A 26953-nucleotide genomic window follows, 5' to 3' on the forward strand; every position below is an offset into this window, starting at 1 on the left:
TCGTGCAGTACCTGCTCTCGCACCGCACGACCTACACCTACGCCAGCACGGTCGACTCGGCTCATCACATCGCGCACCTGCGCGCCCGCAACTTCCCCGGGCAGAAGGTCACCGCGATCGGCATCGGCACCAACCCGGCGCCGGCGCTCGCCGCGCAGCATGTCGACCATTTCGGCAACCTCATCGACATCTACCGCATCGACAAGCCGCACACGCGCTTCGACATCGAGGTGCGGGCCGAAGTCGACGTGCGCTTCCCCGAGCCCCCGGCCGCCGGCTCCACCCCGGCCTGGGAAGACATTAGATCGACGCTTCTAGGGAGCGGATTTCCCAAGTCCGTCGAGGCCAGCGAATTCACCTATGAGTCGCCGCTGGTCCCGAGCGTCGAGGCATTGCGTGCCTATGGCGCGCAATCCTTCACGCCCGGACGCCCCATCCTCGAAGCGGCGCGCGAGCTGACCTCGCGCATCAGGGCGGACTTCGAATATCACCCCGGCGCTACCGACATCTCGACACCGCTCGCCGACGTCTTCGCCGGCAAGGCCGGAGTTTGCCAGGATTTCGCCCATGTCGAGATCGCCGCCCTGCGCGCCCACGGTCTCGCGGCAGGCTACGTCTCGGGATACATCCGCACGATCCATTCGAGAGACGAACTCGCCTTGCGCGGCGCCGATGCGAGCCATGCCTGGGTGGCGGTGTGGTGCGGCCCGGAGGCCGGGTGGATCCATCTCGACCCGACCAACGACCTGGTCGCACACGAGGATCACGTCGCTGTGGCCTGGGGCCGCGACTTCTCCGACGTGAGCCCGCTGCGCGGCGTCATCCTGGGCGGCGACTCTCATTCCTACGGCGTCGCCGTCACACTCGTTCCGACAGGCTGACGCTCAACCGCCAAGGAACTCCTTGGTCCAGCGGGTATAGTCGGCGTCGCGCGTGACCTTCTTCATGAGATCCGGACTGGCCACGCCCAGCAGCTTCGAAGGCTGCGTGCCGTCGCGCAGTGCCTTCAGCGTATCGTACACGGCCTTCACCGCTGCGGCGAACGGCTGGTGGCCCTGCAGGGCGATGCGGACGCGGCGCGCCCCGAGATAGGCAAGGTCGGTGAGATCGCCGGACACGCCGCCGAGAATGATCGGCAGGGTGGTCGCTTCCGAGATCGCGTCGAGTTCGGCGCGCGTGCGGACGCCGACGAAGAACAGCGCATCGACACCGGCGGCCTCATAGGCCTTGCCGCGGGCGATCGCATCCTCGAGCCCGGTGATGGTGATCGCGCTGGTGCGGCCGGCGACGCAAAGGGCCGGGTCCTGCCGCCCGCCGAGTGCAGCCTTCATCTTGGCGACGCCCTCGTCGATCGAGATCAACCGCGGCGCGGTGGTCCCGTAGGGCGTCGGCAGATCGGTATCTTCCAGGCTGAGGCCGCACACGCCCGCGGTCTCGAGTTCCTCGACGGTACGGCGGGCGTTCAGCGCGTTGCCGTAGCCATGGTCGGCATCGACCATGAGCGGCAGACCGCCCGCCCGGTTGATGCGGTAGGCCTGGCCCGCGAACTCGCTCAAGGTGAGTACGATGAGGTCGGGGGCGCCCAGCACGGTCATGGAGGCGACGGAACCCGCGAACATGCCGATCTCGAAGCCGAGATCTTCGGCGATGCGGGCAGAGATCGGATCGAACACCGATCCCGGATGGATACAGCGGTCGCCGGCGAGCAGCGCCCGAAAACGTTTCCGACGGTCGGTCCAATGCATGACGATCTCCCCCAATGTGCTTTCTCTTTAGCAAAGGAGGGGGCTGCCATGCAGCGATGCATTTCGACGGGCAAACAGGGCACAGGCCGCGTCTTGCCGGTCGCGCGCCCCGAGGCGTAGCGTGACGGGCAGGACGCGATGAAGTGCGCGGCATCCGTCCCAAAACAAAAGCGCACGGGGGAAATGCCATGTTCGACGTTCTCGACCGGCAGACCAGACTGACCGGCAACCAGAAGAAGATCATCGCCGCGGCGGTGATCGGCGACGCACTCGAATTCTTCGACTATTTCCTGATCGGCTTCGTCCTCGCCTTCCTGATCGGCCCGTGGAAGCTCACCTTCGGGCAGTCGGCCATCGTGCTCCTGTCGTCGGGCATCGGCGCCATCCTCGGCGCCTATATCTGGGGCTGGCTCGCCGACCGCATCGGCCGCCGCAAGGTATTCATCGGCACGGTGCTGAACTTCTCGATCGCCACCGGCCTCCTCTACTTCACGCCCGAGAACGGCTGGATCTACATCACCATCATGCGCTTCTTCGTGGGCTTCGGCGTCGGCGGCCTCTATTGCGTCGACCTTCCGCTGGTCCAGGAGTTCGTGCCGGCGCGCAAGCGCGGCTGGGTCGGCGGTCTGGTCACCTGCGTGATCCCCCTCGGCGTCGGCCTCGGTGCAGTGCTGGGCGCCTTCATGGGTGCAGACCAGTGGCGCCTGCTGTTCGCGATCGGCGTGCTGCCGTCGCTCGTGGTCCTCCTGGTTCGCCTGTGGGTGCCGGAATCGCCGGTCTGGCTGGTCCGCCAGGGCCGTTACGAAGAGGCCCGCAAGTCGCTGGCCTGGGCACTGCAGATGAAGCCCGAGTCGCTGCCCCTGCCCACGGCCCCGATCGTCGAACCGCCCAAGGCGAGCTGGTTCGAGCTCTTCAAGTATCCCCGCAGCCTGCTCGTGTCGTGGCTCGGCAATGCCGGCGCGCAGACGGGCGTGTATGGCGTCACCCTGTGGGCGCCGTCGCTGTTCGTGCTGCTGCTGAAAGTGACGCCTCAGGAAGCCGCCAAGATGATGATCCTGCTCACCGTCATGGGCTTCCTCGGCCGGCTGTCCTTTTCCTATCTGTCAGACAAGATCGGACGTCGTGCGGGCGGCGGGCTGATCGGGCTCGGCGCCGGCGTCCTCATCATCGTGGCGGGCTACAACTACAATGCCACGATCATGGGCATGTCGGCCCTGTGGCTGATCCTGGCGCTGGCCTTCTTCTTCGCCGACGGCGGCTTCGCGATCGTGGGTCCCTATGCCGCCGAGGTCTGGCCGTCGCATCTGCGGACCACCGGCATGGGCTCGGCCTATGGATTCGGCGGCATCGGCAAGATCATCGGGCCGCTTGGCCTCGCGCTGATCGTGGGATCGAACAACTACCTCAAGCCCGACGTGCCGCTGCCCGAGATCCCGATCGCCTTTCTCTATCTCGGCTGCTGGTTCCTGATGGCCGGGGTGGTCTATTATTTCTTCGGACTGGAGACCAAGGGCAAGTCGATCGCGCAGATCGACAGGGAACTGGCTCCCGCCTGATGCGCACGCATTTTCGAAGAGGATGATCGTGGATACGCTGATCCCGTCCGCCGCCGACCTCGCCGGCGATCCCACCGTGATCTCCCGCGCCGAGGCCGTCCGGCCAGCCGTCGAGGCCGCGTCCAACGAAATCGAGGAGACGCGCCGGCTGCCGCCGGCGCTGCTCGCCAAGCTTCACGAGGCACAGCTGTTCCGGCTGCTGCTGCCGAGATCGTCGAACGGGATCGAGACCGATCCCGTGACCTTCTTCCATGTCATCGAGACGATCGCCCGCGGCGATGCCTCGACCGCCTGGTGCCTGAGCCAGGCCGGCGGCTGCGCCATGTCGGCGGCCTATCTCGACCTGCCGGTGGCGCGCGCGATCTTCGGCGACGATCCCCGTGCCGTGCTGGCCTGGGGGCCGGGTCCCAAGGTCAGGGCGATCGAGTGCGAAGGTGGGTACAAAGTGACCGGTGTCTGGGCCTTCGCGTCCGGTGGCCGGCACGCCACCTGGCTCGGCGCCCACTGCCCGATCTTCAAGGCCGACGGCTCGCCGCGACTCGACGAGAACGGCCGGCAGCAGGAGCGCACCATGCTGGTGCGCACCGGCGACGTTCAGTGGACGGACATCTGGAACACGGTCGGCCTGCGCGGTACGGCGAGCGACCAGTTCGCGCTCGACGATTTCTTCGTGCGCGCCGACCATTCGATCACCCGCGACTTCGAGCTCGAATGCCGGGAGGCCGGCCCGCTCTACAGGATGGGTGCCGGCACCTGCTATCAGGTCGGCTTCGCGGGCGTGGCCTGCGGTATCGCCCGCGGCGCACTCGACTGCTTCCTCGACGTCGCGCGCAACAAGGTCCCACGCGGCCTCAAGAGTCCGCTGCGCGACAATGCCGTTGTGCAATCCAACCTGGCGCAGGCCGAGGTCAATCTCCGGGCCGCCCGTGCCTTCGTGCTGCAGTCGATGGCCTCCATCTGGAAGGACCTCTCGGCCGGCAACAAGATCACCATCGAGCAGCGCATCACCGTCCGCATGGCCGCGACCAACGCCATCCACAAGGCCAAGGACGCCGTCGACTTCGCCTACAATGCGGCGGGCGCCACGGCGATCTTCGAGAACCATCCGCTGCAACGCCGCTTCCGCGACATCCATACCGTGACCCAGCAGCTGCAGGGCCGGCTTTCCCATTTCGAAACGGTGGGCGCCTGGATGATGGGTGCCGACGCCGATCTCACTTTCGTCTGACCTGATCCCCGGAGACCGACCATGCCGCTTGGCCCCCTTCAGCACTACACGATCGAGCCGTCCGACCTCGAAGCTACCAAGAACTTCTATTGCGACGTGCTCGGCCTCGAGAACGGCGACCGTCCGCCGCTCGGCTTCCCCGGCTACTGGCTGTATTCCGGCGGCGTGGCCACCGTGCACCTGCTGGGCGAGCGCAAGCCACGCGAGGGCATCGTGGTGCGCGGCACCGCGAAAAAGTTCGACGACACCGGTCGCTTCGATCACATCGCCTTCGCCGCCAGCGACCTGCCCGGCGTGCGCAAGCGCCTGCAGTCGAAGAACGTGAAATTCCGCGAGCAGATCGTGCCGCGCACCGGCGCGGCCCAGATTTTCCTCTACGACCCCGATGGCGTCGGCGTGGAGCTGAACTTCCCGGCCGAAGAGGTCCAGGCGGAAGCCAGGGCCTAGTGCTTCTCTCGCTCGAGATCGAGAAAGTCGAGCCCCTCGCCGACGGTGCCCCGTTCGGCGAGGCCGGGGCCTATGAGCGCGTCATCGCCGTCGCGCGCGGCGAGGTCGATCCGACGCTGCCCGCCAATAGAGGCATCGCCCTGATCGACAAGGCGCCGCGCAATGCCGCCGGCAAAGTCGAGTACACGACCAGCGTCTTCATGCTGCGGCCCAAGAATTCTTCACGCGGCAACGCGCGCATCCTCTACGAGGTCAACAATCGCGGCCGCAAGATGCTGTTCGGCAACATCGCCGACGGCCCTCAGGGCGTGAACGATCCGAAGACGCCGGCCGATCTCGGCAACGCCTTCCCATTGCGGCTCGGCTACACGATCGTCTGGTCGGGCTGGGATCCCGATGCGCCGCGCGCCAACATGGGTCTCGCCCTGACGGCGCCGATCGCGACGAACAACGGCCAGCCGATCGTGCAGACGGTTCGCGAGGAGTGGGTATCCGGCACACGCCTCGGCGCTCTGGAGACGTTCAAGCTCTCGCACGAGGTCGCCACACTGGAACAACCCCGCGCGCGCCTGACCGTGCGCGAGCGCGCCGACGACGAGCCGCGAGAGTTGCCGCTGAACCAGTGGTCATTCATCGATACCCGCTCGATCAAGCTGCGCGAAGGCACGAAGCCGAAGCCGGGCTTCCTCTACGAATTCCACTACGAAGCGAAGAACCCCAAGGTGCAGGGGCTGGGCTTCGCGGCGACACGCGACGTAGTGAGCTGGCTGCGTCACTCGCCCGAGGCGATGAAGGCCACGGGCCGACCCATGACGCATGCGCTGGCCATCGGCTTCTCCCAGGCCGGCCGCTATCTGCGCAACCACATCTCCGAAGGCTTCAACCGCGACGAACAGGGCCGCCGCGTGTTCGACGGCATTCTGAGCCACATCGCCGGTGTCGGCCGCGTGTTCTTCAATACGCCGTTCGCCCAGCCGGCGCGCACCAACACCCAGCACGAGGATCACGGCTTCCCCGAGAACGAATTCCCCTTCTCGACGGCGCTGCTCAGTGATCCACTGACGGGCAAGAGCGGCTCGTTGTTCCGCAGCGACGGCAGCGATCCGCTGCTGATCGAGACCAACACTTCGACAGAATACTGGCAGAAGGGCGCCTCGCTGCTGCACACCGATTCGCTGGGCAGCCGGGACGTGACGCTGCCCGAGAACTCGCGCGTCTACATGATCGCGGGCACGCAGCATGGCGGGCGCGCCGGCGCCACGACCGATCCAGGCCCGAACCTCAATCCGCGCAACCCGCACAATCCGATGCCGGCGATCCGGGCCCTGCTGGTCGCGCTCGACGAATGGGTCGTGTCGGGCAAGGCGCCGCCGCCCAGCCGCGTGCCGACGCTGGCTGCCGGCACATTGGTCGAGCCCGACAAGACCGGCTTTCCCGCCGTGCCCGGTGCCGCGATCGTGCGTACCACCAACGTCGTGGCGCCTCCCGGCGACTGGATAAGGCCCGTCGCTCCCGACAAGACCTATCGCACCCTGGTCAGCAGGGTCGACGCCGACGGCAACGAGGTCGCGGGCATTCGCCTGCCCGACATCGCCGTGCCGCTCGCGACCTATACCGGCTGGAACGAGTACAAGCCGCCCTACCCCACCGGCGAGATCGCCGACCGCGACGGCAGCTGCCTGCCCCTGCCGATCGACAAGGCCGCGCGCGATGCCGCGGATGATCCGCGCCCCTCTATCGCCGAACGCTACAGAAGCGGCCCCGATTACGTCGCGAGGGTCCAGGCGGCCGTCACGCAACTTATGGCCGACCGGCTGCTGCTGGCCGAGGACGCCGAACGCTATCTCGACCGCGCGCGCAACGAGCCGCGCGTCGCACCTTAACAATCAGCCTATAGGGAGATCAGGATGGGTAAGCGAATCGCAGTCGTTGGCACGGGAGCCTTGGGCGGCTATGTCGGCGGCTATCTCGCGCATGCTGGCCACGACGTCACCCTCATCGACTTCTGGCCGGAGAATATCGAGATCATCCGCAAGCGCGGCCTCGAACTCGACGGCGTGACGCCGGAAGAGAAGTTCACCGTCACCAAGGCCAAGACCATGCATCTCACGGAGATGCAGGACCTGTCGCGCCAGAAGCCGATCGACATCGCCTTCGTGTCGATGAAGTCCTACGACACCGAATGGGCGACCGCGCTGATCAAGCAGTATCTGGCCCCCGACGGCTACGTCGTGTCGCTGCAGAACTGCCTCAACGAAGAGCGCATCGCGGGCGTCGTCGGCTGGGGCAAGACGGTCGGCATGGTCGCCTCGCTGATCTCGGTCGACATGTACGAGGCTGGCAAGATCCGCCGCACGGTCTCGAAGGGTGGCGACAAGCACACCGTGTTCCGCGTCGGCGAGGTCCATGGCCGCATCACCAAGCGGGTCGAGGAACTGCGCGAGATGGTGGGCATGATCGACAGCGCCAAGACCACGACCAACCTGTGGGGCGAGCGTTGGTCGAAGCTCTGCCAGAACGGCATGAAGAACGGCGTCTCGGCCGCCACCGGCATGACCGGCACCGACTGCGACCGCAACGACGCCGTGCGTCGCTTCTCGATCAAGCTGGGTGGCGAAGCGGTGAGGGTCGGCCAGGCGCTGGGCTATCACATCGAGAAGATCGGCAAGTTCGAACCCGAACTGCTGGCGCGCGCTTCAGAGGACGACAAGGCCGCGCTCGACGAGGTCGAGGCGATCCTGCGGCCCGGCTCCAACACCAATCCCAATCCCCGCGCCGACATCCAGCGCCCCTCGATGGCCCAGGACATCATCAAGGGCCGTCGCACCGAGATCGAGTTCATGAACGGCTACATCGCCGATCGCGGCGACTTCATCGGCGTGAAGGCGCCGACCCACGCCAAGCTCACCGAGATCGTGAAGAAGGTGGAGCGGAAGGAGCTGACGCCGTCCGCCGCGCTTCTCGGCGGATAGTTTTTCCTCTGGCGGACGCGACGGACGACAAGTCCTGCTCCGGCGCGCCGCCTATTTTGGCAATCTGCTCTGTGTAATTGCCGCGACCCGGCAGCCATATATCCGGCTCGCACGGCGAGATTCGGCCTAAATTCTGCATGGCGATTCCCGTGCCCTAAAGGCTCGAGGGGGGTGTCGTGATTCAGGTGAAGTACCAGCGGTTTCTGGCCGGCGCGTTGGCGTCACTCGCATCCATCGCCGTGCTCGCGGGAGGCGTGGCTGCGCAGACCGCAGTCACAAAGGGCGGGACGCTGATCTATCTGGAGCAGCAGCCCCATACGAACCTTTATCCGCCGGCCGGGGGCTTCTATCCCAACGGCGGCGTGCTGAACCAGATCACCGACAAGCTCACCTACCAGAATCCCAAGACGCTCGAGATCGAGCCGTGGATCGCCGAGAGCTGGACGGTCAATGCCGACGCCACCGAATACACGTTCAAGATCCGGCCGGGCGTCACTTTCTCCGACGGCACGCCGCTCGACGCCGCGGCGGTCGCCAAGAACTTCGACACTTACGGGCTCGGCAACAAGGCGCTGAAGCAGCCGGTTTCCGAGGTCATCACCAACTACAAGGGCAGCGAGGTCGTCGATCCGCTGACCGTGAAGTTCTTCTTCACCAAGCCGTCGGTCGGCTTCCTGCAGGGCACGTCGGTGATCGGCTCTGGCCTGGTGTCGCTGAAGACGCTGGCTCTGCCGTTCGACGCGCTGGGTGACGCCACCAAGATCATCGGCTCCGGCCCGTTCGTCGTTAAGAGCGAGGTGCTGGGCCGCGAGCTCGTGATGGAAGCGCGCAAGGACTACAAATGGGGCCCGGCCAAGCTTGCCCATCAGGGCCGCGCCAACCTCGACGGCATCAAGTACGTCGTGACGCCCGAGGATAGCGTGCGCATCGGCGCGCTGCTGGCCGGCCAGGCCAACGTCATCCGCCAAGTCCAAGCCTATGACGAGAAGCAGGTCCAGTCCAAGGGCTACGTCATCTACGCCGCCTCCACGCGCGGCGTGAACAACACGGTCGTGTTCCGGCCCGACAATCCCCTAGTCTCCGACATCCGCGTGCGCAAGGCGCTGCTGCATGCGACCAACGCCAAGGAAATCGTGGCGACGCTGTTCTCGGCCAACTATCCGCAGGCCAAGTCGATCATCGCCTCGACCGCGCAGGGCTATGTCGACCAGTCGGCCAAGCTTGCCTACGACCCGGCGCTGGCCGCCAAGCTGCTCGACGAGGCCGGCTGGACGATCGGGCCGAAGGGCCTGCGCCAGAAGGACGGCAAGGAGCTGGTGCTTCAGGCGTACGAATCGCCGCCGCAACCGCAGAACAAGGAGACGCTGCAGCTCGTCGCCCAGCAATGGGCCAAGGTCGGGGTGAAACTGAATGTACTGGCGGGCGATGCCGGCAGCAGGGTCGCCGACAGCCTCGACCCGGCCAAGACGCCCGTCGCGCCGGCCATGGTCGGGCGCGCCGATCCCGACGTGATCCGCAGCCAGTACTATCCGACAACGCGCAACGCGCTGCTGCAGAAGGGTGGCGTCAGTAAAAAGGTCCAGACCTTCGTCGATGAGAAGCTGAACACGCTGCTCGAGGAGATCGCCGCCGCCACCGATCCGGTGAAGCGCATCGCGCTGGTGGGCGAGGTGCAGGCGTATGTCATCGACCAAGGCTATGTGATCCCGATCTTCGAGGAGCCGCAGGCCTTCGCCGCGTCGCCGAAGGTGAAGGACTTCACCTTCGAGGCCGTCGGCCGGCCGAGCTTTTACGCCACCTGGATCGCCAAATAGGCGCAGGACACGACATGGCACGCTACCTCCTGGGGCGAGTCGGCCAGGCTCTGGCCGTGCTGGCGCTCACCTTCACGGCCGCCTTCCTGCTGCTGCAGGTGCTGCCGGGCGATGCGATCATGATCAAGTTCATGAGCCCCGACATGGGTCTCTCGGCTGACCAGATCGCCGAGATCCGCGCCTCCTACGGCGCGGATCGCCCACTATGGGAACGCTACCTCACGACCGTCGGCAACTTCCTCACCGGCAATTTCGGCATCTCGATCCAGGCGGGTGTGCCGGTCAGCCAGCAACTCGCGACCAACCTGCCGTCCACGCTACTGCTCGCATCGCTCGCCTTCGCCGCGGCCCTGATCCTGACGATCCTCCTCGCCACCGTCTCGAACATGGTGGGCATGGAATGGCTGCGGGCCGGGCTGCAGTCCCTGCCGTCGCTGTTCGTTTCCGTGCCCGTCTTCTGGCTCGGCATCATGCTGATCCAGATCTTCTCGTTCCAGCTCGGGCTGGTCTCCGTCATCAGCCCCGGTCCGGTCGAGAAGCTCGTCCTGCCCGTGCTGACGCTCGCCATCCCGATTTCCGCCCCGCTGGCGCAGATCCTGATGCGCAACATCGACCAGGTGCTGGCGCAGCCCTTCGTGGCCGTCGCCCGCGCGAAAGGCGCTTCGCGCAACTGGGTGCTGTGGCGACACGTGGCACGCAACGCCATCATGCCGACGCTCACCATCGCCGGCGTTCTGTTCGGCGAGTTGCTGGCCGGCGCGGTGGTCACCGAGGCGGTGTTCGGCCTGAGCGGCCTCGGCGGGCTCACCTACCAGGCCGTGGGCAACCACGACACGGCGGTGCTGCAGGCCATCGTCGTGATCTCGGCACTGGCCTTCGTCACGATCAACCTGATCGTCGACCTGCTCTATCCGGTGCTCGACCCCCGACTTGGCACCAAGGGGGGAGCCGCGACATGACCGCAGAAACCGCAACCGGCACGATGGCCGACGCTCCCGGCCGCTGGACCACACGGTTCAAGCGCGTGCCGGTGACATTGGCCCTGGCCTGGGCCGTCGTGTTCATCGTCCTCGCCTGGGCCGCCCTGCCGTCGCTCTTCACCGGCTACAGCGGCACGGAAGGCGTGCCGGGCGAACAGCTCCGGCCGCCCAGCGCCGAGCACGTGCTGGGCACCGACGGGCTGGGACGCGACGTCTATGCCCGCATCGTCTACGGCGCGCGGCATTCGCTGTCCGGCGCCTTCGTCGCCGTCACCGTGGGATTGATCCTCGGCACCCTGCTCGGCCTGATCGCCGGCGCGCGCGGCGGCTGGATCGACGCGGTGATCATGCGTCTGGTCGATTCGATGCTCGCCGTGCCGTCGCTTTTGCTTTCGCTCAGCATCATCGTCCTGCTGGGCTTCGGCACCATCAATGTCGCCATCGCGGTCGGCGCCGTCTCCATCGCCCGCTTCGCGCGCCTCGCGCGGTCGGAAGTCGTGCGGGTGCGGCGCAGCGAATATGTCGAGGCGGCGTACGGCAGCGGCGGCACCTTCTGGGCCGTGCTCTACCGTCACGTCCTGCCCAACTCGCTCACGTCGGTGATCGCGCTGGCGGCGCTTCAGTTCGGCTCGGCCATCCTCGCCATTTCGACGCTGGGCTTCCTGGGCTACGGCGCACCGCCGCCGACACCGGAATGGGGCCTGCTGATCGCCGAGGGCCGCAACTACCTGTCGCGCGCCTGGTGGCTCACCGCCGCGCCGGGCCTCGTCGTCGTGCTGGTCGTGCTGTCGGCCGACCGCATCAGCAAAGCGCTGGGCAGGACCGCGCCATGACCGTCACCCCCATCCTCCAGGTCGACGATCTGGCGATTGCCTACAAGACGGGCGACCGCGAGCAGCGGGTCGTGCACGGTGTCTCCTTCAGCGTCGCGCCCGGCGAGGTCGTGGCGCTGGTGGGCGAATCCGGCTCCGGCAAAACCACGACCGCCCAGGCGACGCTCGGCCTGCTGGCTGGTAACGGCCGGGTCGAGAGCGGCACGATCCGCCTCAACGGCACCGACATCACGAACTGGTCGCAGAAGCGGCTGGATTCCATCCGCGGCGCCGTCGTCAGCCTGATCCCGCAGGATCCCGGCAGCTCGCTCAATCCGGTGCGCACGATCGGCTCACAGCTCGCCGAAGTCCTCCAGATCCACAAGCGCGGCGACCGCAGGGCGATCCACGCGCGCGTCATCGAGCTGTTGGAGCGGGTCGGCCTGACTCCGGCCGAGATGCGCGCCCGTCAGTATCCGCACGAGCTCTCCGGCGGCATGAAGCAGCGGGTGCTGATCGCCATCGCCGTGGCGCTGAAGCCAGCGCTGATCGTGGCCGACGAGCCGACGAGCGCGCTCGACGTCACGGTGCAACGGCGCATCCTCGACCTGATCGACGAGCTGCGCCGCGAGAGCGGTACGGCGGTGCTGCTGGTGACCCACGATCTCGGCGTCGCCGCCGATCGGGCCGACCGGCTGGTGGTGCTACAGAACGGGCGCATCCAGGAACAGGGAGGCGTCAAGGAAGTGCTGGCCGCTCCGCGCAGCGCCTATACGCGCCGCCTGCTGGCCGACGCTCCATCGCTCGGCAAGCCGCGGCCGGCACGGCCCGGGATCGAGAGTCAGGACTTCGCCATCGAGGTCACCGGACTGACGCACGATTTCACGGTGACCGGTGGCGAGGCCAAGTCGTTCCGCGCCGTCGACAATGTGTCGTTCAAGGTCCGGCGCGGCACGACGCACGCGATCGTGGGCGAATCGGGCTCGGGCAAGACCACGGCGATCCGCAGCATCGTCGGCTTCATCAAGCCCACGGCGGGCCGCATCCTGGTCGACGGCGTCGATCTCACCACCCTGAAGGGCGAGAAGCTGCGACAGTTCCGCAAGCACATCCAGCTCGTCTACCAGAACCCCTTCGGCTCGCTCGATCCGCGCCAGACCATCGCCCGCATCGTTGAGGAGCCGCTGCTGAACTTCGAGTCGATCCCCGCCGCGGATCGCGCCCGCAAGGTGCGCGACATGCTGGCCAGGGTCGGACTCTCGGAGAGTTTCCTCGAACGCCATCCGCGCGCACTGTCGGGCGGCCAGCGGCAGAGGGTCGCCATCGCCCGCGCCCTCGTCCTCGATCCGCGCGTGCTGGTGCTCGACGAGGCGGTTTCCGCGCTCGATGTCACCGTGCAGGCCCAGATCCTCTCGCTGCTCGATGAGCTGCAAAAAACGCTCGGCCTCACCTACCTGTTCGTCTCGCACGATCTCGCCGTCGTGCGGCAGATCTCCGACACGGTCTCGGTGATGCACAAGGGCCGGCAGGTCGACGGCGGCCCGATCGAAACCGTCTTCGGCCGGCCCGACAGCGCCTATACGCGCGAGCTGATCGACGCGATTCCCGGCCGCAGCCTGCCGGTGCCCGGTGTGCCCGTCCTTGCCGTCCCGTCCGAAAATCCTCCAAGGTTGAGCCCATGACCACGTTTCCGATCAAGCGCCTCGGCTTCTTCACCCGCCTGCTCGACCAGGTCGACGCCGCCGAACGCTACCGTCTCGCGACGGAGCAGATCGTGCAGGCCGAGAAATGCGGCTTCGATTCGGCCTGGATCGCCCAGCACCATTTCCACGAGGGCGAAGGCGGCCTGCCGGCCCCCTTCGTCTTCCTGGCCCATGCGGCGGCCCATACGTCGCGCATCCGACTTGGTACCGGCATCGTTACCCTGCCGCTGGAACTGCCGATCCGCGTCGCCGAGGATGCCGTCGTCACCGACCTGATGAGCGGCGGACGCCTCGAAGTCGGCGTCGGACCGGGCGGCAACATGACGGCTTTCACCGCCTTCGGCCTCGAAAGCGACCAGCGGCATGCGCTGTTCGATCACAACCTCGCCCTGCTGAGGGCCGCCTGGTCAGGTGGCCCGCTGCCCGGCGGCGACAAGCTCTATCCGCCGAACCCGACTCTGGTCGATCGCATCTGGCAGGCGACCTTCACCGTGCCGGGCGCGCGGCGCGCCGGCCTGGCGGGTGACGGGCTGATGCTGTCGCGCACCCAGCCGCGCCCTCTCGAAGCGCCGCAGGCTTCGCTGGCCGATATCCAGAATCCGATGCTGGACGCCTATCTGGAGGCACTGCCCAAGGGGGTGGAACCGCGCATCCTCGCCTCGCGCACCATCTTCGTGGCGGACGACCGCAACGAAGCGATGCGGCTGGCTGAAATCGGCCTGTCCCGCCTGCGCCACCGGTTGGCGGCCACCGGAAACTTCACCTCGGGCAGCCTGGTCGGCGACCTGATCAGGGCCATGGACGTTCACATCGGCACGCCGGACGACGTGATCGCCTCGCTGCAGGCCGACTCGACCCTGCAACGCTCGACCGACCTCACGATGCAGGTTCACTCGATCGATCCGCCGCACCCGTATATCCTTCGGTCGATCGAACTGTTCGCCGAAAAGGTCGCGCCTGCATTGGGCTGGGCGCCGGAAATCAAAGCGGGGACGAGACAAGTCGCATGACAGACGTGATCGACAGCCTGGTGGGTATCGCACCCGGCTCCAAGCTGGACGCGATACGCGCCCAGCGCATCGAAGCGCGCAAGCACGCGCAGGCGAGCTTCACTTCGCTGTTCGAGCCAAAGGAGCTGGGCGGCGTCACCAGCGACGAGCGCCACGCCATCGCGTCGTTCGTCGCGGGCTTGCACGGCGAGCCGAAGACGGATGCCTTCTATGCGGCCAAGCTGCCCGCCAATCTGCGCAGCGGCGTCGCCGCTGAAGTTGCAGCCGCGAAGACCAAGGGTCCTTACGGTCATTTTCCCAAAGGGCCGCTTTCGGTCGAGGACACACCGGGTCCGACCTGGAAGGTGAGCGACGCCGGACGCGCAGCACTGGGTCCGCGCCTCGCCGCCGCCTTCGAGCATACGCACATGCTGGTGTTCCATCCGCGCGACGCGTCGGCCGCATCGCTGCAGTCGCTACTCGATGCCGGTTGGTCGACCGACGACATCGTGACGGTCTCCCAGCTCGTCTCCTTCCTGTCCTACCAGATCCGGGTCGTGGCCGGCCTGGGCGTCCTCGCGAGCACCCTATGAGCACCGACAAGACCCTGACGCCGCCGCCGCACACCGAGCCGGTCGTCTTCACCCGCGACATGCTCGACTGGCTGCCCTGGCTCGAGCCGATGGCGGAAGCCGACATGACCGAGCACCACATCAAGAGCCTGGTCGATGCGGCGCGCGTCAAGTCGCCCTACTTCCGGCTGCTGGCGCGCGATCCCGATGTGCTGGAAGCGCGCACGCGGACCGACAAGGACATCTTCTACAATCCCGAGGCCGGCCTGCCGCGGGCCGAGCGCGAGCTCGCGGCGGCGGCGACGTCTCGCCTGAACGGCTGCATCTATTGCGCCTCGGTGCATGCGCGCTTTGCCGCGACCTACTCCAAGCGGGTCGACGACGTGCAGCGCCTGCTCGACGAAGGCGTCGAGGCCAGGCTCGACGAACGCTGGGAGGCGATCGTCGCTGCATCGGTGGCACTCACGGCCCTGCCGATGACCTTCGGCAAGGACCATGTCGAGCGCTTGCGCGCCGTCGGCCTCGACGATGCGGCCATTGCCGACCTGATCGGCGCGGCCTCGTTCTTCAACTGGGCCAATCGCCTGATGCTCTCGCTGGGCGTGCCGGCGACACAGCCGAAGTAGCTCCTCGGCCCTTCGTCCAAAGAAAAACGCCCGGCGGATCGCTCTGCCGGGCGTTTCGATGTCAGGCCGTCCTCAGTAGGGCAGGCCGTAGTAACCCGGATTGCCCCACTCGCCCCAATCCCAGTCGCTGTCGACGGCATTGTCCATGCCGGTCGGGCTGTAGGGATCGTCCTGGTAGTTGGCCCTCATTGCCGTGGAGATCATCTGCTTCGACGCCTCCTTGATGTAGGCGTTGTAGTTGTCCTGCGTGCCCATGTAGAGGCAGCCGCACATCGTCGGGTCGGCGTAGACCCACACCGGCTTGCCCTGCCATGTCTTGCGAACGAGCTTGTGCGGCGGCAGCTTCTTGAACGAGGCCGTCTGGCCGGGCGTCTTCAGCGAGACGACCTTGAAGCCCGAATCGGCCAGCATGTCGCGCTTCGACTCGGTCTTCGGATCGTAGCCGTGACAGGCCGCCACCAGGCCGCCGATCGCCAGCACGGCGAGAATGGACCTCACAGGCTTCATCAAGTCCCCCATTTCAGCCTCAGGCGGCGGCCTTGAGGCCCGCCTTGGCATCCTCTTTGATCATGTCCGCGCCCTTCTCGGCAACCATGATCGTGGGCGCATTGGTGTTGCCCGAGGGCACGGTCGGCATGATCGAGGCGTCGATCACCCGCAGCCCGGCGATCCCGTGGACCCGCAGCCGGTCGTCGACCACGGCCATCGGATCCGAGCCCATCTTGCAGGTCCCGATGACGTGATAGGTCGTCTGGCCGTTGCCGCGGGCGAAGCTCAGCCACTCGTCGTAGCTCTGCACCTTGTCGCCGGGATTGTTCTCGAAGGCGATGTACTTCGACATCGACGGATGCGAGACGATCTTGCGGGCGATCTGCATGCCGGCGACCGTCGCGTCGCGGTCGATCTGGGCCGACAGGAAGTTCGGCCGGATGGCCGGCGCGCTGCCCGGGATCGCCGACTTGATGTGGATCGAACCGCGCGAGTCGGGCCGGCACTGGCCGATGACCACCGTCATGCCGGGCTCGCGCTCGAGATCGCGCTTCTGCGCCGTATCGTAGCTGGCATGCGCCATGTGGAACTGCATGTCGGGCGATTCGAGGCCCGGCCGCGTGCGCACGAAGCCGTAGACGACGCCGGCGGTGAGTGCGAGCGCACCGCGGCCCGTCGTGTAGTAGCGCACGACTTCCTTCATGAGGTTGATGCCGCGCGTGCGCTCGTTCAGCGTGATCGGCAGCTTCACCCTCCAGTTCATGCGCGGCGCGAAGTGGTCGCCATAATTCTCGCCGACACCCTTCAGCTCGTGCTTCACCTCGATGCCGTGGCTGCGCAGAAGCTCCGGCTGGCCGATGCCCGAATGCTCCAGCACGCCGGGCGACTGCACCGCGCCGCACGAGACGATGACCTCGCGCCCGCAACGGGCCTCCTTCGCCTGGCCGTGCACGCTGTAGGAGACGCCGACGCAGCGCTTGCCCTCGAGGATCAGCTTGTTGACCAGCGCGTCGGTCTCGATGGTGAGGTTGGGGCGCGAGCGGATGGGATCGAGGAAGGCGCGCGCCGTCGACTGGCGCTTGCCGTTCTTCATCGTCACCTGGAAGTAGCCGAAGCCTTCCTGGTTGCCGTTGTTGTAGTCGGCGTTCTTCGGGTAACCGCTCGCTTCGGCCGCATCGATGAAGGCATCGCACAGCTCGTGGGTGTCGCACATCTGCGCCACGTTCAGCGGGCCGCCGCGGCCGCGGCTGTCGTCGCCGCCCGGCTGGTAATTCTCCGACTTCTTGAAGTAGGGCAGGACCTGCGAATAGGACCAGCCGCGGTTGCCGAACTGCCCCCACGTGTCGTAGTCGAGCGGCTGGCCGCGCACGTAGAGCATGCCGTTGATCGAACTCGAGCCTCCCAGCGTGCGGCCGCGCGGGCAAGGTATGCTACGCCCGGCCATGCCCTCTTCCGGCTCCATCTGGAAGTTCCAGTTGAACTTGTCGTGGTTCAGCAGTCGGGTGAAGCCGGCCGGAATGTCGATCCACATCGACTTGTCGCGCGGCCCGGCTTCCAGCAGCAGGACCTTGACGTTGGCATCCTCGGTCAGGCGGTTGGCCAGCACGCAACCGGCGGACCCGCCGCCCACGATGATGTAGTCCCAATTGGCCATGGCGTTTCTGTCTCCCTTTTCGGGAGACAGTCTAGCGCAGATGGCAGGAAACGTGATGCCCCGGTGCGATTTCGCGCAGCGGTGGCGACTCCACCTTGCAGCGTTCCACGGCATACGGGCAGCGCGTGTGGAAATGGCAGCCCGACGGCGGCTTCACCGGGCTGGGCACGTCGCCCTGGAGTACGATCTTCTTCCGCTTGATCGCGGGATCCGGCACCGGCACGGCGGCCAGCAGGGCCTCCGTATAGGGGTGCTGGGCATTGGTGAAGATCGCTCGCGTGTCGGCATATTCGACGATGCGGCCGAGATACATGACCGCGATCTGGTGGCTGATATGCTCCACCACCGCCAGGTTGTGCGAGATGAACAGGTAGGAGAGCCGGCGCTCCGCCTGCAGCTCCATCAGGAGGTTGATGACCTGCGCCTGGATCGAAACGTCGAGCGCCGAGACTGGCTCGTCGCCCACGATCAGCTTCGGCCCGAGTGCCAGGGCGCGGGCGATGCCGATGCGCTGTCGCTGGCCGCCCGAGAACTGGTGCGGATAGTTCTTCATCTGCGCCGGGCGCAGGCCGACCCGGGCAAACAGCGCGGACACCTGCTCCTGGCGCTCCTTGGCGTTGGCGACCCCATGGACCAGCAGCGGCTCGCCCACGATGTCGCCTGCCGTCATGCGCGGGTTGAGGGACGAGAACGGGTCCTGGAAGATGATCTGCATCTCCCGCCGGTAGGGCCGCAGATCGGCCTTCGACAGGCCCATGATCTCCCGGCCCTCGACCTTGATCGACCCCGATGTCGGCTCGACCAGACGCATGGCGGCACGGCCCGCCGTGGTCTTGCCGCAGCCCGACTCGCCCACCAGACCGAGCGTCTCGCCGGCGCGCACGGTGAAGGTGACGCCATCCACGGCATAGACCTGGCCGACCGTGCGGCGCAGCAGGCCCTTCTTTACCGGGAAGTGCTTCTTGAGGTCCTTGACCTCGATGACGGGGGGATTTGCGCTAACCATGTGTGTGCCAGCAGGCGGCCCAGTGACCGGGCTGCTTCTCCTCATAGGCCGGACGTTCGCTGCGACACTTGTCGTCCGCCCTGCTGCAGCGGGGCGCGAAGGCGCACCCGGGTGGCAGGTCGAACAGCGGTGGCACGATGCCGGGAATTTCCTGCAGACGTTCGTTGGTGCGATCGGTCTGCCCGCGCATCAGGTCGAGACGCGGGATCGAGTTCATCAGACCCACCGTGTAGGGGTGAAGCGGCCTGGCGAACAGCTCGCCCACGGTCGCTTCCTCGACCTTGCGGCCGGCATACATGACGATGACCCGGTGCGCGGTCTCGGCCACGACTCCGAGATCGTGCGTAATCAGGAGGACCGCCGCGCTGAACTCGCGCTGCAACTCGACGATCAGCTCCAGGATCTGCGCCTGGATGGTGACGTCGAGCGCGGTCGTCGGCTCGTCGGCGATCAGCACCTTGGGATTGCAGGCCAGCGCCATGGCGATCATCGCGCGCTGGCGCATGCCGCCCGACAGCTGGTGCGGATATTCCTTGGCGCGCTGCGTCGGCTCGGGGATGCGGACCAGGTCCAGCATCTCGATCGCCCGCTTCATCGCCTGCTTGCGGTCCATGTCGCGGTGCAGGATCAGCGCTTCGGAAATCTGCTTGCCGATCGTCATCACCGGGTTGAGCGACGTCATCGGCTCCTGGAAGATCATCGAGATCTCGTTGCCGCGCACGTCGCGCATCTCCTCCTCGGAGATCTTGAGCAAGTCGCGGCCGGCGAGCTTGATCGAGCCGGACACGATGCGTCCCGGCGGATCCGGGATCAGCCGCATCAGCGAGAGCGCGGTCATGCTCTTGCCGCAGCCGGATTCACCGACGATGGCCAGGGTTTCACCGGCGGCAACCTCGAAGTCGACGCCGTCGACCGCCTTGACGATTCCCTGGCGCGTGTAGAACCACGTGCCGAGATCCGACACTTCCAAAAGAGAACTCATGTACGCTGTCTCGGGTCGAGGATGTCGCGCAGGGCGTCGCCCAGCAGGTTGGTGCCGAACACCGTGAGGCTGATGGCGACACCGGGGAAGATCACGAGCCACGGCGCCGTGCGGACATACTCCGCCGCCGATTCCGAGAGCATGCGGCCCCATGACGGATAGGGCTCGGGAATGCCGAGGCCGAGGAAGGAAAGCGACGCCTCGGTCAGGATCGCCGAGCCGAGCTGGGCGGTGCCGAGGACGATCAGCGGCGCCAGCGTGTTGGGCAGGACATGCCGGAGGGCGATGCGCATTTCCCCCATGCCGATGGCCCGGGCGGCCTCGACGAAGGGCTGCTCGCGCAGCGACAGGGTGCTCGACCGCACGACGCGCGCCACGCTGGGCACCAGCGGGATCGCAATCGCGATGATCGTGTTCTCCAGCGACGGCCCGAGTGACGCCGCCATGACCAGGGCCATCACCAGCAGCGGCAGCGACTGCATGATGTCCATCACGCGCTGGGTCGCGAGATCGATCCAGCCACCGACGAAGCCGGACAGCAGGCCGATCAGCACACCCAGGATGCCGCCCAGCAGGGTGGCGCCGACGGCCACGGCGAGCGAGATGCGCGCGCCGTAGACGATGCGGCTGAACATGTCGCGGCCCATGAAGTCGGCGCCCAACCAGTAGGTGCCGCCCGGTGCGGCCAGCGAGGCGCGCGAGTTGGTCGACAGCGGATCGTGCGGCGCGATGACGTTGGCGAACAGCGCCGTCACCACGAAGAGCAGCACGAGGAGTGCGCCCACCGCGCCGAGCGGATAGCGCCGGGCGAGGAAGCCAGCCTGGCTCCAGAAGCCCGTTACGTTGGCGCCGGCCTTGGCCAGCGCGGCATCATGGTCGATGACAGCCATGGGTGCCCTCAGTCCGCGTACTTGATGCGAGGGTCGAGCGCCATGTAGGCCATGTCGACCAGGAAATTAACGACGACCACGCAAAAGGCGATGAGCATCACCAGGTTCTGCACGATCGGATAGTCGCGCCACAGGATGGCCTCGACGAGAAAGCGTGCCACGCCCGGGATGTTGAACACCGTCTCCGTCACGATCAGGCCGCCGACGAGGAACGCTGCCTCGATGCCGATGATGGTGACGACCGGCAGCAGCGCGTTGCGCAGCGCATGCTCGTAGTTGACCGTGGTCTGCGACGCGCCCTTGGAGCGCGCCGTCCGGATATAGTCCTGCCGCAGCACCTCGAGCATGGAGGATCTCGTCAGACGCATGATCAACGCCGAACTTCGGAATCCGACGGCGGCCGCCGGAATACTGAGCAACAGTAACTCGTCGATGAAACCTCGCGGCTCGTTCGTATAGATCGGGATCATGCCGAACCACTGGACCGACGCCATGAGGATCAGCAGGCCGAGCCAGAAGGACGGAAGCGACAGGCCGCTCAGGCTGATGATGCGCAGCAGATAGTCGATTGCCGAATTCTGTCTCACGGCGCTGATGACGCCGAGCGGCACGCCGAGGATGACCGAGAAGAACAGCGCCAAGCCCGCCAGCTTGGCGCTGATCGGGATGCGTGGCGCGATCTCCTCGAGGGCGGGTCGCTCCGACACGTAGGCGAAGCCCAGGTCGCCGCGCACCAGACCGCCGATCCACTGCAGGTATTGATCGAAGATCGGCCGGTCGAGGCCAAGCTCGGCCGCGATCTTGGCCTTCTCCTTGGGATCGGCGATGCCCGCCGAATCCACCAGGATGTCGGCGATGTTTCCGGGCACCAGGCGCAGCATGACGAAGATGAGCACCGACATCCCGAAGAGAGTCAGAACCATCAACAGTACGCGGCGGGTAAGATACGCTCCCATCCTCGTCGTGCCTCCTTACGCTCAGGCGTTACTTGTCGAGCCAGACGTCTTCGAGACGCCAGCCGTTGTAGATGCTGTTGTGCTGCAGCACGAGGTTCTTCACGGCCGGCGCCCAGCAGGTGTTCGCGACGCCATGCGAGATCGGCGGACGCGCCGCGTCCTTGAGCAGGGCCTGCTCGATCTTCGTCACCATGGCCTTGCGCTTGTTCACGTCAGTCTCGGCGGACTGCTCGTCGATCATCTTGTCGATCTCGGGATTCTTGTACGCCGTGTAGTTGCGGTCCGACGTGCTGTAGAAGTTTTCGTAGAACACGCCGTCAGGATCGTCGAGGCCGGCGCCGGTCAGGTTGAGACCGACCTGATAGTTCTTCTGCTGGATCTTGTTGTACCAGATCGTCGTGTCGATCGGCTCGAGCTCGGCATCGATGTAGATCTGCTTCAGCTGATCGATCAGGATGACGGCCGGGTCGCGATAGATGGCGATGTTGCGCGTCGCCACCTTGATCTTCAGCGGCTTGTCCGGCCCGTAGCCCAGCTCCTTCATGATCCCGCGGGCGATCTCGCGGTTCTTGTCAGTGTCGGGTCCGAAGCCGGGAAGCTTCTCGAGTTCGTCCTGCGTCATGCCCCAGACGCCGGCCGGCGGCGGCAGCATGGTCGCACCGCGCAGGTCGTTCCCCTGGGTGAGGATGTCGCTGAACGGCTTGCGGTCGAGCGAATAGACGAGCGCCTCACGCAGCTTGGGATTGTCGAACGGAGGGGCGTCGCGATTGACCAGCAGGTTGGTGTGCACGTTGGTCGGACGCGCCTCGCAGATCGCATCCTTCTTCTGCTCCTTCACGTCCTTAAGAAGGGGGAAGGTGATGTCGGAATCGAAGGTGAGATCATACTCGCCGGCGACGAAGCCCAGCACGCGGGTACTGCGGTTCGGCACGATCTTGAACTCGATGGCATCGAGGTAGGGCCGCCCCTTCTTCCAATAGTCGGGATTGCGAACCAGCTTGATGGCCTCGTTGCGCTTGAACTCGGCAACCTTGAACGGGCCGGTGCCGATCGGCTTCGAACGCATCGCCCGCGAATCGACATGGCACGGATAGACCGGCGAATAGCCCGCCGCCAGCATCGACAGGAACGAGGGCTGCTGGCGCTCGAGCGTGAAGGTCACCTCGTTGTCGCCGTTGGTCGCGACGTCCTTCAGGTTTTTGTACCAGACCTTGCGCGGGTTCTTGCGGATCATCTCCTGCTTGTCGTCAGCCCCGCGCAGGGCGTCCCACGTGCACTTCACGTCCTTGGACGAGAAGGGCTTGCCGTCGTGCCACTTCACGCCGCTGCGCAGCTTGAAGGTGAGCTTCGTCTTGTCATCGTTCCACGACCAACTCTCGGCGAGCTCCGGCACGATCTTCTCGGGACTGTTGATCTTCTCCTTCGGGTCGAACATCACAAGATTGTTGAAGACGGACATGAACGGCATGTTCGTCGAGATCGTCGCTTCCTCGTGAATCGAGGCACTCGGCGGATTGTCACGATGAGACACGCGGAGCGTCCCGCCCTGCTTCTGGGCAAAGGCAGGAGCAGATAAGACGACGGCGGCCACGAGGCCGCCGGCAATGGTTGCCAGGCGATTTCGCATTTTCATCCTCCCAGAGTCACGCTCGTTGGCGTGTTTGTTCTTCCCCGTTGCCCGGCAGGCTATCACATCATGTGAGTTGGCCAAGCCTTAAAGCGCCGGACCTTTGAGTTCTATCTGGTTCCCTTCCGGATCATGGAAATAGACCGAGGGGCCTGTGCCTTCCGCGCCGTAGCGCTGAACCGTTTCGCCGACCGATATCCCGAGCGGCGCGAGCCGCATGACGATGGCGTCACGATCGAATTGCTCAATGCGGAAGCACAAATGGTCCATGTTTCGCGCCGTCACCTGCTCATTGTTGGCAACGAGGTCGAGCATCGAAGCGCCCGCTCGCATCTGTACGAGTTGGAGCGTGTCGATACGCCGCTCCTCGCGAAAGCCCAGCGCCTGTTCGTAGAAGCGCACCATCCCGGCCAGATCCCGCACGCGCAGTACGACATGGTCGATCCGTTCGACTTTGAAGGTCATGGCGAATAGCCTCCTCCGGGCAACAACGCATCCATGGAGAAGAGAATGGCGTTCGCAGTCAATGCCGCCAAGGCGCGCCTGAAGAAGAACGAGCTGTCGATCGGCATCGGCATCCGGCTGGTCCGCAACGTCGACATCGTGAAAGTGATGAAGGCGGCGGGCTTCGATTGGCTGTTCATCGACCTTGAACACGGATCGATGTCGATCGAGACGGCCTGCGAGATCGCCATCGCCGCGCAGGATTCCGGAATCGCGCCGATCGTGCGTGTGCCGTATGGCGAACTCACCATGGCGACGAGGGTACTCGACGGCGGAGCCTTGGGCATCGTCGTCCCGCATGTCGACACGCCGGAGGAGGCGAAGGAGATCGCCGACAAATTGCGCTATCCGCCACGCGGCCACCGCTCGGTGGGCGGCGGCCAGGCCCAGTTCGACTACGAACCGATGCCGCTCGGCGAGATGACGACCAAGTCGGACGAGAACACGCTGATCGTCGTGATGATCGAGACGCCGAAGGCGGTCGAGAATGCCGAGGCGATCGCCGCGGTCCCGGGCATCGACTGTCTGCTCGTTGGGTCGAGCGACCTCTCGATGGAAATGGGCATCCCGGGCGACACCGGCAATCCGAAGGTCCAGGCCGCCGTCGACAAGGTCGTCGCCGCTTGCGCGAAGCACGGCAAGTGGCCCGGCATGGGCGGCGCCTATACCGAGGAGCTGCTCAAGCTCTACACCGACAAGGGCATGAAGTTCATGCTCTCAGGCAACGACCTGCCGATGCTGACCGGCGCTGCCCGTGCGCACCAGGCGAAGGTCAGGGCGTTTCAGAAGTGAACTGGCGGGAGCTGGGCCTTGGGCCAGCGAGGGACTTCCAGCTCCTGATACCGTCGTCCTACGGCAACACCCTCAAGGCCTCGGGCCCGGTCGGCCCCCGCCCCGACATACGCATGGTCGGGGCGCAGGACGAATGTGCACCGAGCAGACTGCCTCGGTGGGTTGCCGAGATGAAGTTCACCTTCCGGCGGATGTCCCATCCTCTGCCGGAAATGGACGGCCAGGAGATTGTCCAGAACGTCTACCACTACGACGATTTCTTCATCGCTTCAGAGACGATAAGGAATTTCCTAGTAAGGATCGCTGGGGGCGAGGCGGAAGTCGTTCGGGTCGACGTCCGCCACGACGATGGAAGGTCACCGCGCGAAGCCTACTTCGCGGTGAAAATTCTGCGCACGATCGACTGCATCGATCTTACGAGATCCATGGCCAATCGTGGCTATGTCGGCTTGAACGAGGACCTCGTTCCCTTCGAACAGGATCTTACCTCGCTCCACCTCACATCCGAGCTGGCATCGGAGTTCGCGAACGTCGATGGGGCGAAGTACGTCTCGTGCCCGCGCTGGCAGCGTGCCAAGTCAATCACGCTGATCGAGAGTCGAATACCTGCCGACACGACGGTGTTCCGGCCCGCGTTCTGGCCGGGCCACCTGATCGCGACGAAAGATTTCGACTCCGAACTTGCAAGCCTCTGCTCGGGTGTTTCGTTGGGATACTGCTCCTGGCGACTTCCCCTTTCCGACCCTCACGGCGCTCACATGCGGCTCATGAAGGACCTCAGGTAGCGCCCTACCGCTTCCCCTCGATCTCGATCTCGACGAGGTGCGGCTTGCCGGACTTGAAGGCAGCTTCGACGGCCGCCTTGATGTCGTCGGCCTTGGCGACGTAGGTGCCGGCGACGCCCATGCCCTTGGCGAGGTCGACGAAGCCCATGGTCGGGCCGGTCAGGTCCATGTGCATGTAGGGCTTGTTCGACTTCACGTCGAAGCGCGTGCGATAGGCGTCGATATTGTGCTTGAGCACGCGGTACTCCCGGTTCGCCAGGATGATGAACACGATCGGCAGTTCGTGATGCGCCGCGGTCCACAGCGCCTGGATCGAGTACATCGACGAGCCGTCGCCCGACACGCAGAGGATCGGGCGCTTGGTCTGCGCGACCGCCACGCCGATGGCGCCGGCCAGCCCCTGACCGATGCCGCCGCCGCGACCGCTATAGTAGTCGCCAGGTCCCTTGAAGGTGAAGGTCTTGAAGAGGTCGAGGTTGGCGGTGATCGTCTCGTCGACCACGACGACATCCTTCGGCGAGCCGGCGCGGATCTCGGCCATGGCGCGGGCCATTGAGGTCGGGGTGCGCGACCAGGCCTTTTCCACCCGCGCCTTCTGCGCGGCATCGTCGTCCGCTTTGCGCGCTTTCATCGCCTCGTTGCGCTTCGCCGCGGCGGCCGCATCGACGCCGGTCAGCGCCGTATCGAGCGCTTCGAGCGCCGCACCCGCATCGGCCACCACACCGGCATCGAGCGCGAAATTGTAGGCGAGCCGCGAGGGGCCCGCCTCGATCTGAAGCAGCTTGGTGCCGGCGGCGAAAGGCGAGCCCGGGGCGTACCAGACTTCTTCGAAGAACGGCCCGCCCACCATCAGAACGAGATCGTTGTCGGCCAGCTGCTTGGCCACGCCCGGCGCATCGAAGGCCAGCGTGCCGCGATAGGCCGGATGATCGGTCGGGAAGGAGTTCTGCCCGCGCAATCCCTCGAACCACACTTGGGCGCCGATCTTCTCGACGAGCTTGACCAGTGTCTTGTCCGCACCGGCGCGGGCAACCTCGTCACCGGCCACGATAGCCGGATTCTTCGAGGCCGCCAGCAGCTTCGCCATTGCAGCAATACCGGCCGGATCGGGACGGGTCGCGGTGTAGGAATGTCCGGGCTTACCAGGCGGGATGGCGGTCTCCTGCTCCATCACGTCGATCGGCAGGGCAACGAAGACCGGACCAGCCGGCGCTTCGTTGGCGATCTTGAAGGCGCGCTGGAGGATCGGCCCCAACTCGTCGGCGCGCTCGACCTGCACGCTCCACTTCGTCACGGGTGCCGCGATCGACGCGAGGTCATGGCCAAGCACGGGATCGCGCAGGCGCATGCGCGTGTCCTGCTGGCCGGCCGTCACCACCATCGGCGAGTTGTTCTTCAGCGCGCTGTAGATCGCGCCGATCGCGTTGCCGAGGCCCGGCGCCACATGGAGGTTCACGAAGGCTGTCTTGCCGCTGGCCTGGGCGTAGAAGTTGGCCGCACCGGTAGCGACGCCCTCGTGGAGGTGGACGATGTAGTCGAGCTGCGGATAGTCGGGCAGCGAATCGAGCAGCGGGCTTTCGGTCGTCCCGGGGTTGCCGAAGATCCGGTCGACTCCATGATTGATCAGTGTCTCCAACAGAACCTGACGTCCGCGCATCCCATACTCTCCCTTTCACTTTCCATGCTCCGGCCGGGCGTTCGTCGCCGTCCGGATCGGCGATCAGCCTGGATAGTACCGGGGCTGAGGCGCCAGTGGCATCCGGAGTTGGCGCCGACGGCCGTCCAATTCCTCCCCGTGATACGACAGGCCGCAGAGGCACGGCA

25 protein-coding genes are annotated in these 26953 nt (G+C 65.9%); 15 read left to right on the top strand and 10 right to left on the bottom strand.

Features of this window, described 5'->3' with window-relative positions; genetic code table 11:
* Positions 1 to 2: 2 nt before the first annotated feature.
* The gene (locus tag ACT6UX_RS00175; protein ID WP_444773121.1) at positions 3 to 881 is read left to right on the top strand and encodes a transglutaminase family protein; all 879 of its coding nucleotides are present in this window, start codon (positions 3 to 5) and stop codon (positions 879 to 881) included.
* A gap of 3 nt (positions 882 to 884) precedes the next feature.
* Here the strand turns inward: ACT6UX_RS00175 and ACT6UX_RS00180 are convergent, their stop codons facing one another.
* Entirely contained in the window at positions 885 to 1745 is an 861-nt protein-coding gene (locus ACT6UX_RS00180; protein WP_444773122.1) for an isocitrate lyase/PEP mutase family protein, read from the bottom strand.
* A 188-nt stretch (positions 1746 to 1933) separates the two neighbouring features.
* On the opposite strand from ACT6UX_RS00180, the gene ACT6UX_RS00185 reads away from it, so the two are divergent.
* The 12 genes from ACT6UX_RS00185 to ACT6UX_RS00240 all read left to right on the top strand — a co-directional run bounded on the left by ACT6UX_RS00185 (position 1934) and on the right by ACT6UX_RS00240 (position 15444).
* A complete protein-coding gene (locus ACT6UX_RS00185) occupies positions 1934 to 3301 on the top strand; it encodes an MFS transporter (RefSeq protein ID WP_444773123.1) in 1368 nt (455 codons plus the stop codon).
* Positions 3302 to 3329: 28 nt separating this feature from the next.
* On the top strand, positions 3330 to 4529 hold the full coding sequence (locus ACT6UX_RS00190) for an acyl-CoA dehydrogenase family protein (protein WP_444773124.1): 1200 nt from the start codon (positions 3330 to 3332) through the stop codon (positions 4527 to 4529).
* A gap of 21 nt (positions 4530 to 4550) precedes the next feature.
* Positions 4551 to 4976 carry a VOC family protein gene (locus ACT6UX_RS00195; RefSeq protein WP_444773125.1) on the top strand — a complete coding sequence of 142 codons (426 nt, stop codon included), beginning with the start codon at positions 4551 to 4553 and terminating at the stop codon, positions 4974 to 4976.
* On the top strand, positions 4976 to 6859 hold the full coding sequence (locus tag ACT6UX_RS00200; RefSeq protein ID WP_444773126.1) for an alpha/beta hydrolase domain-containing protein: 1884 nt from the start codon (positions 4976 to 4978) through the stop codon (positions 6857 to 6859). The genes ACT6UX_RS00195 and ACT6UX_RS00200 overlap by 1 nt, the downstream gene beginning before the upstream one ends.
* A gap of 24 nt (positions 6860 to 6883) precedes the next feature.
* On the top strand, positions 6884 to 7948 hold the full coding sequence (locus tag ACT6UX_RS00205; protein ID WP_444773127.1) for a ketopantoate reductase family protein: 1065 nt from the start codon (positions 6884 to 6886) through the stop codon (positions 7946 to 7948).
* A gap of 239 nt (positions 7949 to 8187) precedes the next feature.
* The gene (locus ACT6UX_RS00210; protein WP_444773671.1) at positions 8188 to 9762 is read left to right on the top strand and encodes a TIGR04028 family ABC transporter substrate-binding protein; all 1575 of its coding nucleotides are present in this window, start codon (positions 8188 to 8190) and stop codon (positions 9760 to 9762) included.
* A gap of 14 nt (positions 9763 to 9776) precedes the next feature.
* Positions 9777 to 10721 carry an ABC transporter permease gene (locus ACT6UX_RS00215; protein WP_444773128.1) on the top strand — a complete coding sequence of 315 codons (945 nt, stop codon included), beginning with the start codon at positions 9777 to 9779 and terminating at the stop codon, positions 10719 to 10721.
* A 23-nt stretch (positions 10722 to 10744) separates the two neighbouring features.
* Positions 10745 to 11575, top strand: a complete 831-nt coding sequence (locus tag ACT6UX_RS00220) for an ABC transporter permease (RefSeq protein WP_444773672.1) — start codon at positions 10745 to 10747, stop codon at positions 11573 to 11575.
* Positions 11572 to 13236, top strand: coding sequence for a dipeptide ABC transporter ATP-binding protein (locus ACT6UX_RS00225; protein ID WP_444773129.1), 1665 nt, complete (start codon positions 11572 to 11574; stop codon positions 13234 to 13236). Before ACT6UX_RS00220 ends, ACT6UX_RS00225 begins: the two co-directional genes overlap by 4 nt.
* Positions 13233 to 14267, top strand: coding sequence for a putative FMN-dependent luciferase-like monooxygenase (locus ACT6UX_RS00230; protein ID WP_444773130.1), 1035 nt, complete (start codon positions 13233 to 13235; stop codon positions 14265 to 14267). The genes ACT6UX_RS00225 and ACT6UX_RS00230 overlap by 4 nt, the downstream gene beginning before the upstream one ends.
* Positions 14264 to 14839, top strand: coding sequence for a CMD domain protein (locus ACT6UX_RS00235; RefSeq protein WP_444773131.1), 576 nt, complete (start codon positions 14264 to 14266; stop codon positions 14837 to 14839). Before ACT6UX_RS00230 ends, ACT6UX_RS00235 begins: the two co-directional genes overlap by 4 nt.
* Positions 14836 to 15444: an alkylhydroperoxidase domain protein gene (locus ACT6UX_RS00240; protein ID WP_444773132.1), complete on the top strand. Its 609-nt coding sequence runs from the start codon at positions 14836 to 14838 to the stop codon at positions 15442 to 15444. The genes ACT6UX_RS00235 and ACT6UX_RS00240 overlap by 4 nt, the downstream gene beginning before the upstream one ends.
* 72 nt (positions 15445 to 15516) lie before the next feature.
* Here ACT6UX_RS00240 and ACT6UX_RS00245 read toward each other — a convergent pair whose 3' ends face one another.
* From ACT6UX_RS00245 to ACT6UX_RS00280, 8 genes are all read right to left on the bottom strand, one after another.
* On the bottom strand, positions 15517 to 15951 hold the full coding sequence (locus tag ACT6UX_RS00245) for a hypothetical protein (protein ID WP_444773133.1): 435 nt from the start codon (positions 15949 to 15951) through the stop codon (positions 15517 to 15519).
* 19 nt (positions 15952 to 15970) lie between these two features.
* Positions 15971 to 17587, bottom strand: coding sequence for a GMC family oxidoreductase (locus tag ACT6UX_RS00250; protein WP_444773134.1), 1617 nt, complete (start codon positions 17585 to 17587; stop codon positions 15971 to 15973).
* A 31-nt stretch (positions 17588 to 17618) separates the two neighbouring features.
* A complete protein-coding gene (locus tag ACT6UX_RS00255; protein WP_444773135.1) occupies positions 17619 to 18593 on the bottom strand; it encodes an ABC transporter ATP-binding protein in 975 nt (324 codons plus the stop codon).
* On the bottom strand, positions 18586 to 19575 hold the full coding sequence (locus ACT6UX_RS00260) for an ABC transporter ATP-binding protein (RefSeq protein ID WP_444773136.1): 990 nt from the start codon (positions 19573 to 19575) through the stop codon (positions 18586 to 18588). Before ACT6UX_RS00260 ends, ACT6UX_RS00255 begins: the two co-directional genes overlap by 8 nt.
* The gene (locus tag ACT6UX_RS00265) at positions 19572 to 20465 is read right to left on the bottom strand and encodes an ABC transporter permease (RefSeq protein ID WP_298308533.1); all 894 of its coding nucleotides are present in this window, start codon (positions 20463 to 20465) and stop codon (positions 19572 to 19574) included. The genes ACT6UX_RS00260 and ACT6UX_RS00265 overlap by 4 nt, the downstream gene beginning before the upstream one ends.
* Before the next feature lie 8 nt (positions 20466 to 20473).
* The gene (locus ACT6UX_RS00270; RefSeq protein WP_444773137.1) at positions 20474 to 21421 is read right to left on the bottom strand and encodes an ABC transporter permease; all 948 of its coding nucleotides are present in this window, start codon (positions 21419 to 21421) and stop codon (positions 20474 to 20476) included.
* A gap of 28 nt (positions 21422 to 21449) precedes the next feature.
* Positions 21450 to 23048, bottom strand: coding sequence for an ABC transporter substrate-binding protein (locus ACT6UX_RS00275; RefSeq protein ID WP_444773138.1), 1599 nt, complete (start codon positions 23046 to 23048; stop codon positions 21450 to 21452).
* Between the two features lie 87 nt (positions 23049 to 23135).
* Positions 23136 to 23513, bottom strand: coding sequence for a VOC family protein (locus ACT6UX_RS00280; protein ID WP_444773139.1), 378 nt, complete (start codon positions 23511 to 23513; stop codon positions 23136 to 23138).
* A 45-nt stretch (positions 23514 to 23558) separates the two neighbouring features.
* Here ACT6UX_RS00280 and ACT6UX_RS00285 point away from each other — a divergent pair, with 45 nt between their 5' ends.
* Positions 23559 to 24344 (top strand): HpcH/HpaI aldolase family protein, encoded by a 786-nt coding sequence (locus ACT6UX_RS00285; protein ID WP_444773140.1) that lies wholly within the window; start codon positions 23559 to 23561, stop codon positions 24342 to 24344.
* 113 nt (positions 24345 to 24457) lie between these two features.
* Complete coding sequence (locus ACT6UX_RS00290) at positions 24458 to 25129, top strand: imm11 family protein (RefSeq protein WP_444773673.1); 672 nt, start codon at positions 24458 to 24460, stop codon at positions 25127 to 25129.
* Between the two features lie 4 nt (positions 25130 to 25133).
* Here the strand turns inward: ACT6UX_RS00290 and ACT6UX_RS00295 are convergent, their stop codons facing one another.
* Positions 25134 to 26786 (bottom strand): thiamine pyrophosphate-binding protein, encoded by a 1653-nt coding sequence (locus ACT6UX_RS00295; RefSeq protein ID WP_444773141.1) that lies wholly within the window; start codon positions 26784 to 26786, stop codon positions 25134 to 25136.
* Positions 26787 to 26953: the final 167 nt, after the last annotated feature.

The sequence above is a fragment of the Reyranella sp. genome (assembly GCF_052439685.1).
Taxonomy (GTDB): Bacteria; Pseudomonadota; Alphaproteobacteria; order Reyranellales; family Reyranellaceae; genus Reyranella.